Source organism: Mucilaginibacter rivuli (genome assembly GCF_019391655.1).
GTDB classification, from domain to species: domain Bacteria; phylum Bacteroidota; class Bacteroidia; order Sphingobacteriales; family Sphingobacteriaceae; genus Mucilaginibacter; species Mucilaginibacter rivuli.
Window position 1 is genome coordinate 362,522 of the sequence record NZ_JAHXPQ010000004.1, and the last position, 14,483, is coordinate 377,004.

15 protein-coding genes are annotated in these 14,483 nt (G+C 42.0%); 11 read left to right on the plus strand and 4 right to left on the minus strand.

From position 1 onward, the window contains the following. The first annotated feature begins 130 nt into the window (after positions 1-130). Positions 131-298: a hypothetical protein gene (locus tag KXQ82_RS11475; protein WP_219488518.1), complete on the plus strand. Its 168-nt coding sequence runs from the start codon at positions 131-133 to the stop codon at positions 296-298. Here KXQ82_RS11475 and KXQ82_RS11480 read toward each other — a convergent pair whose 3' ends face one another. From KXQ82_RS11480 to rsfS, 3 genes are all read right to left on the minus strand, one after another. After that, entirely contained in the window at positions 299-937 is a 639-nt protein-coding gene (locus KXQ82_RS11480) for a LutC/YkgG family protein (protein WP_219488519.1), read from the minus strand. It abuts the gene before it with no gap. Positions 938-1,072: 135 nt separating this feature from the next. Continuing rightward, the gene (ftsH, locus tag KXQ82_RS11485) at positions 1,073-3,166 is read right to left on the minus strand and encodes an ATP-dependent zinc metalloprotease FtsH (RefSeq protein ID WP_219488520.1); all 2,094 of its coding nucleotides are present in this window, start codon (positions 3,164-3,166) and stop codon (positions 1,073-1,075) included. Between the two features lie 50 nt (positions 3,167-3,216). Beyond that, on the minus strand, positions 3,217-3,591 hold the full coding sequence (gene rsfS, locus KXQ82_RS11490) for a ribosome silencing factor (RefSeq protein ID WP_219488521.1): 375 nt from the start codon (positions 3,589-3,591) through the stop codon (positions 3,217-3,219). A gap of 48 nt (positions 3,592-3,639) precedes the next feature. Between rsfS and KXQ82_RS11495 the strand changes: the two genes are divergently transcribed. From KXQ82_RS11495 to pfkA, 4 genes are read left to right on the plus strand one after another with little or no spacing between them, the layout of a single operon-like run. Next, complete coding sequence (locus tag KXQ82_RS11495) at positions 3,640-4,416, plus strand: biotin--[acetyl-CoA-carboxylase] ligase (RefSeq protein WP_219488522.1); 777 nt, start codon at positions 3,640-3,642, stop codon at positions 4,414-4,416. Further along, positions 4,413-4,859, plus strand: coding sequence for a protein-disulfide reductase DsbD N-terminal domain-containing protein (locus KXQ82_RS11500; RefSeq protein WP_219488523.1), 447 nt, complete (start codon positions 4,413-4,415; stop codon positions 4,857-4,859). The genes KXQ82_RS11495 and KXQ82_RS11500 overlap by 4 nt, the downstream gene beginning before the upstream one ends. 35 nt (positions 4,860-4,894) lie before the next feature. Continuing rightward, positions 4,895-6,595 carry a protein-disulfide reductase DsbD family protein gene (locus tag KXQ82_RS11505; protein ID WP_219488524.1) on the plus strand — a complete coding sequence of 567 codons (1,701 nt, stop codon included), beginning with the start codon at positions 4,895-4,897 and terminating at the stop codon, positions 6,593-6,595. Then, the gene (pfkA, locus tag KXQ82_RS11510) at positions 6,582-7,559 is read left to right on the plus strand and encodes a 6-phosphofructokinase (protein WP_219488743.1); all 978 of its coding nucleotides are present in this window, start codon (positions 6,582-6,584) and stop codon (positions 7,557-7,559) included. The genes KXQ82_RS11505 and pfkA overlap by 14 nt, the downstream gene beginning before the upstream one ends. On the opposite strand, the gene KXQ82_RS11515 is transcribed toward pfkA, so the two are convergent. Next, positions 7,548-8,366, minus strand: coding sequence for an SDR family oxidoreductase (locus KXQ82_RS11515; RefSeq protein WP_219488525.1), 819 nt, complete (start codon positions 8,364-8,366; stop codon positions 7,548-7,550). The genes pfkA and KXQ82_RS11515 overlap by 12 nt on opposite strands. Before the next feature lie 91 nt (positions 8,367-8,457). Between KXQ82_RS11515 and KXQ82_RS11520 the strand changes: the two genes are divergently transcribed. From KXQ82_RS11520 to KXQ82_RS11545, 6 genes are all read left to right on the plus strand, one after another. Beyond that, complete coding sequence (locus KXQ82_RS11520) at positions 8,458-9,138, plus strand: YiaD family glycine zipper/OmpA-like lipoprotein (RefSeq protein WP_219488526.1); 681 nt, start codon at positions 8,458-8,460, stop codon at positions 9,136-9,138. A 330-nt stretch (positions 9,139-9,468) separates the two neighbouring features. After that, a complete protein-coding gene (locus tag KXQ82_RS11525) occupies positions 9,469-10,707 on the plus strand; it encodes a PP2C family protein-serine/threonine phosphatase (protein WP_219488527.1) in 1,239 nt (412 codons plus the stop codon). Positions 10,708-10,733: 26 nt separating this feature from the next. Next, entirely contained in the window at positions 10,734-11,330 is a 597-nt protein-coding gene (gene rnhB, locus KXQ82_RS11530) for a ribonuclease HII (protein ID WP_219488528.1), read from the plus strand. A 59-nt stretch (positions 11,331-11,389) separates the two neighbouring features. Beyond that, positions 11,390-12,592 (plus strand): glycosyltransferase family 4 protein, encoded by a 1,203-nt coding sequence (locus KXQ82_RS19970; RefSeq protein WP_219488529.1) that lies wholly within the window; start codon positions 11,390-11,392, stop codon positions 12,590-12,592. A gap of 46 nt (positions 12,593-12,638) precedes the next feature. Beyond that, positions 12,639-13,718, plus strand: coding sequence for a glycine cleavage system aminomethyltransferase GcvT (gcvT, locus tag KXQ82_RS11540; protein WP_219488530.1), 1,080 nt, complete (start codon positions 12,639-12,641; stop codon positions 13,716-13,718). Positions 13,719-13,765: 47 nt separating this feature from the next. Continuing rightward, complete coding sequence (locus KXQ82_RS11545; RefSeq protein ID WP_219488531.1) at positions 13,766-14,482, plus strand: 2-phosphosulfolactate phosphatase; 717 nt, start codon at positions 13,766-13,768, stop codon at positions 14,480-14,482. Position 14,483 lies beyond the last annotated feature (1 nt).

Consider the following 14,483-nt stretch of genomic DNA (forward strand, 5'->3'; position numbering starts at 1 on the left):
GCTTGCATAACAAAATCAACTCAAAATCGTTATACTTAGTATAAAACGTATTGAATGTAAGGGTTCAATGCGGTTTACGTATAAACCTTAAGCAATGCTATTAATTACTAAATGACGGGGAGATTAAGCTATGATACCTACAACAATTATCGGTGTACTTGAAATACTGGGAGTTAGTTTTGCCATAGTATTATTAGCTGTTAGGGTTTTACCAACAGAAAAACCAAATGTTATTAAACTGCAGCCGCACCAAAACACCTTGCACAAATCGTACAAAAAGGTACGCAAGGCCAGTTAGTTAGCCATCTAATAAAAAAACAAATAACTCTTTTGGGCCGTGCGCTCCCAATACCAAAGTTTTTTCAATATCAGCTGTACGGCTTGGCCCTGTTATGGTGGATATAAGAGAAGGTGTATTATGCCCGTATTTTTTTTTCAACAGTTTAAACCCATCTTTCAAATCCATTACCAATTGCGATGTATAGGCCACAACAACATGTACATTTGGATAAATACCTAACCTGCGCCCGGCGGCATTAGCGTTTGATACCAATATGCTGCCATTACGGGCTATAAGCGCCTCACATAAAGTAAAGCCAACCTCAGCTTGCTCAAAGTCGCGGTCGGTCTCAAAAAAAGGGTATTCGTATTTTTTAAATATTTCTTGCAAGGCAGGCTCCCAGCAGTATATTTTACGCCACTCACGCTCTTCGGCAAGGTTTAGCAGTATTTCTATAAACTGTATCTCATCTTCGCAAAAAACAAATTGTCCCGCTACCGCGGTAAATTGCTCGGCAAAGATAACTTCGGGTAATTCGGCGGCAGGGGCGTACAAAGGCATCTCCTCCAGGTTCGGGTAAGGATTATCCCGCCTTTCTAATAATGCTTTGCGTATTTTCTTTAACAGCCGCTCTTTGCTTGTGGTATTATCCTTCATCTATAAAATCGGTACAGCCTCGTGCAAGCAAATATGAATAAAAAAATGCTTTATCGGGTTCAATTGCGTTAAAAAATGCGATTATAAAAAAGCCACCATGTTTTTTCATGGTGGCTTGCTTTATTCCAGGCAGTATTAAACTATATCACCTGCCATATTATCTTTAGATGGATCAAGTAAGCTATCCGGTATCGCGTTAGTGTCGCTGGTAACTTCAGCAACAACCACAGGCTCTCCGTTAACAAATTTATCATACGCAGTACGGCCTTCAAACGGGCGTTTGCCTAAAAGATCTTCCAGGTCGCTTTGGAACAGTACTTCTTTTTCCAACAATTTAGTAGCAACCAATTCCAATCCATCGCGGTGCAGATTGATCAGGTCTTTAGTTTTGGCATATACCAATTCAACCAATTTACGCACTTCCGAATCAATCAGTTCGGCGGTTGTATCTGAGTATGGTTTGCTGAATTGATTTTCGCCTTGCGGATCATAGAAAGACAGGTTACCTATCTTGTCGTTCATACCGTATATTTTCACCATACCGTAAGCAAGGCGGGTAATACGCTCTAAGTCGCTCAAGGCGCCGGTAGTAATTTTACCAAATACAATATCCTCTGCAACGCGGCCACCCATAGATAATATCATATCATCCATCAGCTCTTCTTTGGCTACCAAAAATCTTTCGTTAGGCAGATACTGCGCATAACCTAAAGCGGCTACACCACGTGGCACTATTGATACCTTAACTAACGGATCGGTATGCTCCAAAAACCAGCCTGCAATAGCGTGGCCCGCTTCGTGATAAGCAACTACACGTTTCTCTTCCGGGGTTATCAGGGTATTCTTTTTTTCTAAACCGCCAATTACACGGTCAATAGCATCCTGGAAATCCTGCATATCAACAGCTTCCTTATCCTTACGGGCAGCTATCAAGGCGGCTTCGTTACAAACGTTGGCAATTTCTGCCCCGGCAAAACCCGGTGTTTGTGCGGATAATTTTTTAGCATCCACATCGGCGGCGGTTTTAACCGGTCCTAAGTGTACTTTAAATATTTGCTCGCGGCCGTTCAGATCGGGTTTATCAATTGATATTTGCCTGTCAAAACGTCCCGGGCGCAATAATGCCGAGTCCAATACATCGGGGCGGTTGGTAGCAGCAAGGATAATGATACCCGAATCGGTACCGAAACCGTCCATCTCCACCAGCAACTGGTTCAATGTATTTTCGCGCTCATCGTTACCGCCTATCATGTTGTTTTTACCACGGGCACGTCCAATAGCGTCAATCTCATCAATAAATATGATACATGGGGCTTTATCTTTTGCCTGGCGGAACAGATCACGAACACGTGATGCTCCCACACCTACAAACATCTCCACAAAATCAGATCCCGACAAGGAGAAGAAAGGCACATGGGCCTCGCCTGCAACGGCTTTAGCTAATAAGGTTTTACCCGTACCCGGCGAACCTACCAGTAGAGCACCCTTGGGTATTTTACCACCCAGGTTAGTGTATTTTTTAGGATTTTTAAGGAAATCAACAATTTCCATTACCTCATATTTGGCTTCTTCTAAACCGGCAACATCATTAAAGGTAACGGTTACCTGTGCCTCTTTATCAAATAAAGTGGCTTTTGATTTGCCGATATTAAAGATCTGCCCACCAGGGCCACCACCAGCACCACCCGACATGCGGCGCATAATAAATATCCAGAATACAGCTAACAACGCTCCGCAAACCACCAGTTGTACCAACCAGTTGCTCCAAATGCTTTCGTGGTTAACAAATTTAAGCGGTGGGGCACCTTCCGGGAAATCTTTTGTAACCAGGTTGATAGCGGCTTGTAAGCTATCGAATGATCCTGCCGAAAAATAATATTGCGGGCTGCCGTCTGCCGGCGGTACGTTTAAACCTGTTTTAACTTTCGAGTCGGCGTATTCGGTTTTATTTTTACTCCCGTCTTTCAAAAACACTTCTACGTAAACCAGGTCACCGCTTTTGTAAGCTTGTAAATGGTCAACATCATGGTTTTTCAGCATTTGGCTTAAAAACCGTTGCTGGTCAATTTCTTTACTGGTGGGCTGGCTCATAAAAATGGTTCCAACCAATAATGCCAGTATTACTACGGCATAAAACCACATAAAGTTAAATTTTGGCGCCTTGGGGGCTATTTTTCTGTTGGGGTTTCTTCGAACGGTTTTTTTTGTATCTGTTTTAATGTCTTTCATTTCGTATAAGCTCAACTTAGTGCATGTAATTTTTAAACCTTTTTTGGTTATTAAGCACTCTTATAAAATTTAATTTCAGCATCCCCCCACAGGTCTTCAACTCCATAAAACTCGCGTTTATCCGTTCTGAAAATATGCACCACTACATCAAAATAATCTAATATGATCCACTCGCTGCTTTCCAGGCCTTCTTTATGGCGCGGGTCTACCTTGAGTGCTTTATATATTTCGTCTTCAACACTGTTTGCTATTGCCCGTACCTGCGTTGCCGAGTCGGCGTGGCATATCACAAAATAATCAGCTACTGAACTGTGGATGTTTCTTAGGTCGAGCCTGATGATATCATTTCCCTTTTTTTCCTGGATGCCGTGAACGGCTAATTCTGAAATAGCGGCTGATTCGTTGATTACTTTATTTTTTACCATCAAAAAGATTTAGTTTTGGGCGTATTGCGTAAAATTAAATATTAAACATTGCAAAATAACACATTTTCGGGATTATTTGTTGGACAAAATTTGGTGACAATTACCGAACTTGACTCAACCAATAACTTCCTTAAAGAAAGCTTGGCAAATTCCACGCCATTACCCGAAGGTACAGTCATTATGGCAGAAGCCCAATATGCGGGCAGGGGCCAGCAAAACAACAAGTGGAACAGCGAACCCGGAAAAAACCTAACCATCAGTATCCTTCTTAAACCCTCTTTTATTGCGTTAAGCGAGCAATTTAATATAAACGTAGCGATAAGCGTTGGTATTATTAAATGTTTGCAAAATGTTTTAGGCCCGTCTGCTAAAATAAAGTGGCCAAATGACATTTATTTTGGTGAAAACAAGCTTGGCGGGGTATTAATTGAGAATATGGTGCAAGGCGAACGGATAAAAAACGCTATTATTGGGATTGGTTTGAATGTAAACCAGGAGGTTTTTCCGGACTGGGTGCCAAACCCGGTATCAGTAAAGCAGATATTACAAAGAGATTATGAATTGAAAGCTTTATTGTCAGACCTTTGTGCCAATATTGAGGCTGCTTATTTAATGCTCAGGGCCGGAAATTTTGAACAGCTAAAAGCGTTATACATCAATCAGCTGTACTGGTATAATGAGGCACATCAGTTTAAAGATAAGGATGGCGTTTTTGAAGGTACGATTACCGGGTTTGAAAAAAACGGACAATTAATTGTAAGTACCGCAACCGGTATACGACTATATAATTTTAAAGAAATAGAATTTTTAAATAAACACAAATGAAAAAAATAGGCTTATCAATAGTAACATTGCTATTTATGTCATCGCTTTACGCGCAAATACTTACACCGGTAAAGTGGAGCTACGCCGCAAAAAAAACAGGCAAAAACGAAGCTACCGTATATTTTAAAGCTACTATAGAGCCCGACTGGCATATCTACTCGCTTAACGTTGGCGATGGCGGCCCTATAAAAACCAGCTTTACCTTTGCGCCATCAAAACAGTTTACGCTTGTTGGCAAGGTTATGGAGCCAACCCCGGTAAAAAAATTCGAAAAAGCATTTAACATGAACGTTACTTATTTTGAGAACGCCGTTATCTTTCAGCAAAAAATTAAGCTCAATGCCAACCAGGCTACCGTTAAGGGCAAACTGGAATACATGACATGTAACGACCAGAAATGCTTACCTCCGGAAGAACTTGATTTCAGCATCGCTGTAAAATAAAAACAGGCTTTAAAAGGAACGCCCTTATCATCATCATGAAAAAAAATATCAACCGGTTATTAATTTTAATGGCCCTAATTTGCTTTGCCCCTGTTATAAGCATGGCACAAAGCAAGCCTGCTGATACTACCGATCTGCAATTTACCAGCATACCTACCGCTGCTGATAGCATAGCTATGCGAAAAGAAAAAGCGGCTAACGGGACTACGATTGCTGCAAACAAGACTGCAACAACAGTTTCCATAGTTAAAGATGAAGCTCAAAAAACCTTGTGGCAGATATTTTTGGCAGGATTTGCTTCCGGCCTTTTAGCCGTATTAATGCCTTGCATTTACCCGCTTTTACCATTAACTGTAAGTTTTTTTACAAAACTTGGTAAAACGCGGCAAAAAGCTTTTGGCCTGGCTTTGTTATATGGCCTATCCATTATCGCCATCTATGTTTCTTTAGGTCTTGTTTTGAGTGCATTTTATGGCCCTGATACGCTTAATGCCATTGCGACCAACGGCATATTTAATTTATTGATATTCCTAATGCTGGTTATTTTCGGCATTTCGTTTTTGGGAGCATTTGAGATATCATTGCCCTCATCGCTTGCAAATAAAGTCGATACCATGTCGGACAAGGGGGGCTTAATCGGTATCTTCTTTATGGCCTTAACATTGGTAGTAGTTTCGTTTTCATGCACAGGTGGTGTTGTCGCAAGCGATCTTGCTGCTGCCTTTACCAACGGAGAAAAGCTCAGTCCGGCAATAAGTATGCTCGGTTTCTCGAGTGCTTTAGCTTTACCATTTGTTATTTTTTCGTTATTTCCATCTGCCCTGCAAAGCCTTCCAAAATCTGGTGGATGGTTAAATAGCATCAAGGTTTTCCTTGGTTTTATTGAAATTGCGTTCGCACTTAAGTTCTTATCTAATGTTGATCTTGCCTACCATTGGAATTGGTTCGACAGAGAAGTGTTTTTATCGTTGTGGATAGCCATTGGCATTTTACTTGTACTTTACTTATTGGGAAAACTCAAGTTTTCTCATGACAGCGATCTTAAATATCTTTCGGTTCCTCGTGTGTTTATAGCTATGATAGTGCTATCGTTTACCATGTATATGATACCAGGTTTGTGGGGGGCGCCTTTAAAATCGATAAGTGCATTTTTACCACCACCTGCGACTCAGGATTTCAACTTGTATAATCTTCAATTTTCTTCAGTTCCGGAAACCTCAACGGCATCACAATCAAACGAAAAAATTCCTGTAAAAAAATATGAAGAGATATTTAAGCGTGGTAAAGTGTTAGGCTTAGAAGGCTGGTACGATTACGACCAAGCTTTAAAAGTATCAAAAATAACAGGAAAGCCAATTTTAATCGACTTTACGGGATGGAATTGCGTAAACTGCCGAAAGATGGAAACAAATGTTTGGCCAAGCCCGGAAGTGATGAAACGTTTGAAAAATAATTTCATTATGTTAGAACTATATGTTGATGATAAAACCACGCTCGATGCATCAGAACAATACACCTCAACATACAGTCTAAAAAAAATCACTACACTCGGAGCAAAGTGGAGCGATTATGAAGCTTCAAAATTTAAAGTAAATTCGCAGCCGTATTACGTTATTATAAATTCTATTGGAAAAGTGCTCGTTGAACCACAAGGAGCAAATTATGACGTAGATAACTATATTAAATTTTTAGACGCGGGTATTGCCGCATACAAAAAAAATGATGGCTCAAATTAAAAATATAGGTGTTTTTACATCGGGTGGTGATGCCCCGGGTATGAATGCTGCCATAAGGGCAGTTGTACGTACCGCATTATATCATAATATTCAAGTAACAGGCATACGCCGCGGTTACGAAGGTATGATACATGGCGAAATGGGACCAATGGACCGTAAATCGGTATCAAACATTATTCAGCGCGGTGGTACTATTTTAAAAACAGCGCGCAGCGATGGGTTTAAAACTGTTGGAGGCCGTAAAATGGCTTACAATCAATTGGTAAAAAATGGTGTTGATGCTTTGGTAGGCATTGGCGGCGATGGTACTTTTACCGGCGCCCGTATTTTTGGACAGGAATATAATATCCCGTTTATTGGCCTGCCCGGCACAATTGATAATGATTTACAGGGAACCGATTTTACAATTGGGTATGATACTGCAATAAATACAGTAATTGACGCGGTTGATAAAATACGCGACACGGCAGAATCTCATGAACGTTTGTTCATTATTGAAGTAATGGGACGCGACTCTGGCCTGATAGCACTCCGCACAGGTATAGCAGCCGGAGCCGAAGCTATTTTAATACCCGAAACAAAAAACAATATTACCGCCCTGTTTGACAGGCTTGAACGTGGCCGTAAAGATAAGGCATCAAAAATAGTGATGGTTGCCGAAGGTGAAGAAGCCGGTGGCGCATTTGAAATAGGCCGCCAGGTAAAGGAAAAATATCCAAACTATGATACCCGCGTATCTATACTGGGCCACATACAGCGTGGCGGGCGCCCAAGCTGTATGGATAGGGTATTGGCAAGCCGTGTTGGTGTTGCCGCTGTTGAGGCCTTATTAGCTGGCCGCAAAGGCGAAATGATAGGGATAACGCATAACGAAATAACCTACACCCCCTTTGAGCACGCTGTAAAACACCACGTTGATATTAACCCAAACTTTTTAAAAATTGTTGAAATACTATCCCTGTAAAGCATCGGGCTTATTTACCCAGCCCGTCAGGTCATTATAAACAAAAGTATAGGCCAGGTCGGCAATGATTTTATTGGCGTTTATTATTTTCCATTCTTTCAGTTCGTCAATAAAACCAGGGAGCGGTAAACCGGCTTGTTTTGCGGCAGCTGTATAAAATTCGCTCCTCTTAGGGTGTGTACCCGCCGCAGCATTGTAGGTATAACCAAATTTTTGTTGTGTCAGCACCGCTTCAATTAAGCCGATACAATCATAAAGGTGTATCAAATTAACCGGTGCTTTTCCGTTTGGGATATCTTGTTTCCCGGCAAAAAACCTTGATGGGTGGCGGCCCGGCCCTATCAACCCTGCAAAACGGATAACTGTTGTGCTAAACCCGGCTTGGTTTGTAAATAGCAGTTCCGATTGATACAGAGGGCTATCTGTATCCACTTCGGTTGTATCTTCAATTTCCTTATTTAATTCCGGGTAAACCGATGTTGAGCTGATAAACAGAACCTGCCTTACCGGGCTGGCTTTTACCACCTGTTGCAATTGGCTCATTTGTGCAAGGTACGCCCCCCCGGTTTGCTTACGTAATGCAGGTGGTATGTTAATAAGCAGCGTATCGCTGTCAAAAAAACCCGGTTTTATTGCGCTTATTTTGTTAAGCTGTACTAAATATGGGTCAATTCCCTTTGCCGAAAGCAAGTCAAGTTTTTCGGGTGTAGTGGTTGATCCCTTCACTTTCCAGCCGGCTTCAACAAGTTTAATGGCTATAGGCAGCCCTAACCAGCCACATCCTAACACAGTTATGGTTTTATTCACGTTATTAGCAAATTACAAAGGTATCATAATTTGTATTTGGCACTTACTTTGTACATTTGATTACTAAACACAACCATCACATTATTTATACATGAAGACTCTAAAAGTAAAATTTGCAACATTCAGTATAGCATTGGCCACCGCGGCAATGCTGGGTACAAGCTGTAACTCGTTAACAAAAACACAAAAAGGTGCAGCTATTGGCGCAGGCGCGGGTGGTACTATTGGTGCATTAATAGGCAAACGGGCCGGCAACACGGCATTAGGTGCTATTATAGGTGGTGCATTAGGTGGCACAGCCGGAGCATTTATAGGTCGTAATATGGACAGGCAGGCCGCCGAAATTAAAAACAGCGTTCCGGGCGCGCAGGTACAACGCGAAGGCGAGGGTATCATTGTAAAGTTCGATTCGGGTATTCTGTTTGATATTGATAAAGCCGATATGAAAGCAGCCGCCAAAACCAATATCGATCAATTAGCTGCTTCGCTAAAAAACAACCCGCAAACCAATATCCTTATCGTTGGGCATACTGATAATACCGGCTCGGCTGCACACAATATGGATCTCTCTATTCGCCGTGCACAATCAGTACGGAATTATGCTGCCGCCGCTGGCGTTGCTGCATCGCGTTTAACTACACAAGGCAAGGGTGATACCGAGCCCATTGCTGATAATACTACCGTTGATGGCCGCAGCCAAAATCGCCGTGTAGAAATTGTTATCGTAGCTAACGATCAGATGAAACAACAAGCTGCTCAAAGTTCAAACTAAAATATTACTGTTGATTATAAAAGGCCTCTTCATCCTCCCTGGATAAAGAGGCCTTTTTTGTGCCATGCTTTAAGCAAAGGTATTTGTTATTCCCGGAGTGCAATACCTGAACCGGGTAAAAGCTGACAAGCATCATAATATGATGGTGCTTTTTTAAAAAATTCATTTCTTTTTTATGGCCTGCATCTGCAATGTTCAATTTAATAATTGTATAATTGACACCGCAGGGCTATATATGATGCTATTGTTAAATAATCTCATAAATCCAGGCAGAAAAATACCTGAATAAAAAAAAATTCCATATTTTCGGACATATATCTTTAACCTTTAATGGAGAGTTTCAACCCGAACAATAGCGAGGATGAATTGATCAGGTTGCTGCTAAAACGGCAATCCGAATTAAACTCACTGCTTGAAGTAACCAGGGCTATCAACAAAAATACTTCCACGCAGGTATTGGTTGAGATGCTCGAAGTTATTTTAAAAAACTATCTTGCTGTTGGTAGCCTCCGCTTTTTGATCGAAAAGTTTGGTAGCTACACCGCCGTATCCAAATACGGTGGTGGTTTTGAGGGTAACCTGCCACTTTATAAATCCTGCAAAAAGCTCAATAAGTTCAAATTACCCACAAGGATCGCAGATCACGCCGACCCAATATTATCTACTTACGATTACTTTATTCCCATTTACCATAAAAGTAAATTGCTGGCATTTGCCCTGGTAGGTGATTTTAATACCACCGAAGAGATGGTGGATAATGATCTCGCGTTCATTCAAACACTGATGAACGTGATCGTGGTGGCGCTGGAAAATAAGAAACTCTTTCGTGAACGTATCGAGGCCGAGCGTTTCCAACGCGAAATGGAACTTGCCGTTGAAGTGCAAAACATGCTTATCCCGCAAAGGCTGCACATGGAAACCGGGGTTGAAATAGGCTCAAGGTATTTACCTCACCAAAACATTGGCGGCGATTACTTTGATTTTATGCGCCTGAATGAAAAAGAGTTCCTGTGGTGTATTGCCGATGTATCGGGCAAGGGAATATCTGCCGCTTTATTAATGGCCAATTTCCAGGCAAGCCTGCGTGCATGGGCAACGGTTGAGGCTGATTTGACGGCCCTGATAGAGCGCCTGAACCAGATTGTACTAAAAATAACCAAGGGCGAAAAGTTTATTACCTTATTTTTAGCCAAATACAACGAAGAAACGCGTAAGCTCGATTATATCAATGCCGGCCATAACCCATCTATACTTTACCTTAACGGCGAAATTGTTCCCTTAAAACTGGGAACCACTATGATAGGGGTTTTTGATGAACTGCCGTTTTTAAACCAGGGCCAGATAGATATTGACCCCGGCACACTGATATTCAATTATACCGATGGCTTACTGGATTACGAGCCCGAAGATGCCAAAGTTTGGAACGAAGATATTTTGATGGATTTTATTATCCAGAACGGCGATCTGCATCCCGATAAATTTAACCAAAAGCTCCTTAACGAATCGAGCATGGTAGTAAAATCAAAAGCTATCGACGATATTACTTTATTAACATTACGCATTTTATAGGCCACGGCTTTTATATTTGCAATTCAATGTTATCAAAAAGATTTCAGCATGATTTTGTAGAGGCCGGATGTGATGAAGCCGGTCGCGGTTGCCTTGCCGGGCCCGTATTTGCCGCTGCCGTAATTTTGCCGGATAACTTTCAACACGCTTTACTTAACGACTCCAAGCAACTCTCAGAAACTGTTCGGTATGAACTGCGCGAAGAGATCAAAGAAAAAGCCATTGCCTGGGCAGTAGCATCAGTTGACCATGCCGAGATCGACGAGATCAATATTCTCAACGCCTCCTTTTTAGCCATGCACCGCGCCATTGATCAGTTGCAGCAAACACCCGGTTTTTTAATTATTGATGGCAACAGGTTCAACAAATATCAGCAAACACCACATAAGTGCATCGTAAAAGGCGATTCGCTGTATTTCAGCATCGCTGCAGCATCTATACTGGCCAAAACCTACCGCGATGATTACATGTTGCAGATCGCATTGGAACATCCCGAGTATGATTGGCACAGCAACAAAGGTTATCCAACCATAAAACACCGCAACGCCGTGCTGGCACACGGCTTTTCGCCATACCACCGCCGCACCTTCAGGGTTACCGACCCACAATTGTCATTTTTTTGACGGAACCCTTTGATTAAGCAAAGGGTCTTGGTATTTTTGGGAGAATCCCGATATTAAACGTGAAGATATTAATACTTAGTAACCGTGTTCCCTTTCCCCAAAATGGTGGCTACCCAATTGTGGTACGCAACACCATACTTGGCCTGGTGAACGAGGGGCACGAGGTTTCTGTTTTTACACTTAACAACAAAAAACAACGCACCGATATCCAGAATGATGACTCGCTTATTAAGCGTATTTATTACCAGAGTTATGATGTGGATATCAGTATTTCTATCTGGGATATTTTCATCAACCTGTTCCGCAAAAAAACATACAGCATTGATCGTTTTTACGATGTTGGTTTTGAGCGCCTGCTCATTACCGAGCTTAAACGCACCAAATATGATATTATCCAATTCGAAGGTTTGTTCATGTCATCGTACATCGGTGCTATCCGTAAAAACAGCGATGCCAAACTGATATACCGGGCCCACAACATTGAACATTTGATATGGAAGCGCCTTTCTGAACAAAAGAACGACCCGATAAAAAAAACCTACCTCAGCCTTTTAGCCCGCCGTATAAAAGGTTTCGAACTAAAATACCTGCACAGCTTTGATGCCATTGCCGCGCTTACCCTGCAAGATAAGCAGCAAATGTTGCAATTTGGGGTTGATGTACCTATCCGTGTTTTGCCTGTAGGTATAGATCTTACGCGCTATGAGCCCGATCATCATAAAACAGAATTTCCGAGCCTGTTCTTCTTAGGCGCTTTAGATTGGATGCCCAACCGCGAAGGCATGGAATGGTTCCTGGATAATTTTTCGGCAGATATTACCGATGGCGACCTCCGCGTAAAATTCTACGTAGCGGGCCATAACATCCCCGATGCTTTTGATGATTACGAAGTAATGGGAAAAATATTTATCCAGGGCGAGGTTGATGATGCACTCGAGTTTGTGAACAGTAAGGCCATTATGGTAGTTCCCTTACTTTCGGGTGGCGGTATGCGGGTTAAAATTGTTGAAGCTATGGCGATGGAAAAATGCATTATTACCACATCGCTCGGCGCTGAAGGCATCAGGTATGAGAGCGGAAAAAATATAGTAATAGCTGATAATCGCAACGAGTTTTTTGATGCCATAAAACGATGCATATCCGATGAAAGCTTTTGCAGGCAGATCGGCATTAACGCCCGCCAACTCATTCAACAGGACCATGATACCAATGTGGTTACCGCCCGTTTTATCAGTTTTTATAACGAGTTGCTAAAAGCTTAATATTGCCCTTTTTTACTACTTTTGCGCAACATTAACAGCACATACAATGAAGAATACCGCCCTAACACAAACGCACATAAACCGTGGTGCAAAAATGGTTCCTTTTGCCGGATACAATATGCCCGTTCAATATGAGGGTATTAATGCCGAGCATCAAACCGTACGCAAAACCGTTGGTGTATTTGATGTGAGCCACATGGGCGAGTTTATTTTAAAAGGCGATAATGCCCTTGCCCTTATCCAGAAAGTAACCAGCAATGATGCCGCTAAACTATATGATGGCAAAATTCAATATACCTGCCTGCCAAATGAAACCGGCGGCATTGTTGACGATCTGCTGGTTTACCGCATTGATGCCAAAACCTATATGCTGGTAGTTAACGCATCCAATATTGAAAAGGATTGGAATTGGATAGTTAAATACAACGATTTGGGTGTTGATATGAAAAACATATCCGACCAGACCTCGTTACTTGCTATTCAAGGCCCAAAAGCTGCCGAAGCATTACAAAGCTTAACCAATATCGATTTGGGTTCGATGGAATATTATACTTTTCAAAAAGGTGTTTTTGCCGGGGTAGGTAATGTATTAGTATCGGCAACGGGCTATACCGGCGCTGGAGGTTTTGAAATTTATTTTAATAACGAATACGCCGAAGAAATTTGGGCTGCCATTTTTAAAGCCGGCGAACCATTCGGCATAAAGCCTATTGGCTTAGGCGCCCGCGATACACTCCGTTTAGAAATGGGTTTTTGCCTATATGGTAATGATATTGATGACACAACATCGCCATTGGAAGCCGGTTTAGGCTGGGTAACCAAATTCAACAAAGAGTTTACCAACTCCGCAGCATTGCAGCAACAAAAAACAGAGGGCGTTAGCCGCAAGCTGGTGGGTATCGAGATGATAGACCGTGGCATCCCCCGCCATGATTACCCGATAGTGGATATTGATGGTAACGTAATAGGCAAAGTAACATCGGGCACACAATCGCCATCGTTGCAAAAACCCATTGGTATGGGATATGTGGATACTGCTTTTGCAAAAGAAGGAACAGAAATTTACATCAGCATTCGCGACACAAAAGTTAAAGCACAGGTGGTTAAACCTCCGTTTTATAAATAATAATATAGTCATCACGAACTGACTTGCGTGATGCTGAAAAACCCAAGATGATAAAAAAGAAATTAGAAGTTTGTTTAACACCCGCTTTATTGCCCTTGTTTAATATTGAAGGCTGCATTGTGGTAATAATAGATATTTTCCGCGCTACAACATCCATTTGCTATGGGATAGACAACGGGGCCGAGGCCATTATCCCCGTAGCCAAAGTAGAAGAATGCACCGCCTACCGTGAAAAAGGGTTTGACTATTTGCTTGCCGCCGAACGCGATGGAAAAGTGGTTGATGGTTTTGATTTTGGCAATTCGCCGTTCTCATATACCAAAGACAAAGTGGATGGCAAAACCATTGTGCTTACCACTACTAACGGCACACAGGCCCTCCATTTATCCATCAAAGCAAAGCGCATTGTTATCGGTTCTTTTTTAAATATCACATCGCTGTGCAATTGGCTCAAAAAACAGCCTGAAGATATCTTACTGGTTTGTGCAGGCTGGAAAAATAACTTTAACCTGGAAGACACCCTGTTTGCCGGTGCGGTAGCGCATCAATTGGGAACAGCAGAACACAAGCACGATGATGCAACCATCGCCGCACTCGACCTGTACAATTTAGCTAAAGATGACCTTGACGGCTACCTTAAAAAAACATCGCATAGCGACCGCCTGAAACAATTAGGTATAGAAGCAGATATAGCCTTTTGTTTAAATGTGGATACCACAAAGGCTATACCTGTTCTGGATGGTGATAAATTAGTTAAACTCTGAA

Coding starts and splice junctions, on each gene's coding strand:
- KXQ82_RS11475 (WP_219488518.1), top strand. CDS start 131: ATGATACCTACAACAATTATCGGTGTACTTGAAATACTGGGAGTTAGT.
- KXQ82_RS11480 (WP_219488519.1), bottom strand. CDS start 937: ATGAAGGATAATACCACAAGCAAAGAGCGGCTGTTAAAGAAAATACGC.
- ftsH (WP_219488520.1), bottom strand. CDS start 3,166: ATGAAAGACATTAAAACAGATACAAAAAAAACCGTTCGAAGAAACCCC.
- rsfS (WP_219488521.1), bottom strand. CDS start 3,591: ATGGTAAAAAATAAAGTAATCAACGAATCAGCCGCTATTTCAGAATTA.
- KXQ82_RS11500 (WP_219488523.1), top strand. CDS start 4,413: ATGAAAAAAATAGGCTTATCAATAGTAACATTGCTATTTATGTCATCG.
- KXQ82_RS11505 (WP_219488524.1), top strand. CDS start 4,895: ATGAAAAAAAATATCAACCGGTTATTAATTTTAATGGCCCTAATTTGC.
- pfkA (WP_219488743.1), top strand. CDS start 6,582: ATGGCTCAAATTAAAAATATAGGTGTTTTTACATCGGGTGGTGATGCC.
- KXQ82_RS11520 (WP_219488526.1), top strand. CDS start 8,458: ATGAAGACTCTAAAAGTAAAATTTGCAACATTCAGTATAGCATTGGCC.
- KXQ82_RS11525 (WP_219488527.1), top strand. CDS start 9,469: ATGGAGAGTTTCAACCCGAACAATAGCGAGGATGAATTGATCAGGTTG.
- rnhB (WP_219488528.1), top strand. CDS start 10,734: ATGTTATCAAAAAGATTTCAGCATGATTTTGTAGAGGCCGGATGTGAT.
- gcvT (WP_219488530.1), top strand. CDS start 12,639: ATGAAGAATACCGCCCTAACACAAACGCACATAAACCGTGGTGCAAAA.
- KXQ82_RS11545 (WP_219488531.1), top strand. CDS start 13,766: ATGATAAAAAAGAAATTAGAAGTTTGTTTAACACCCGCTTTATTGCCC.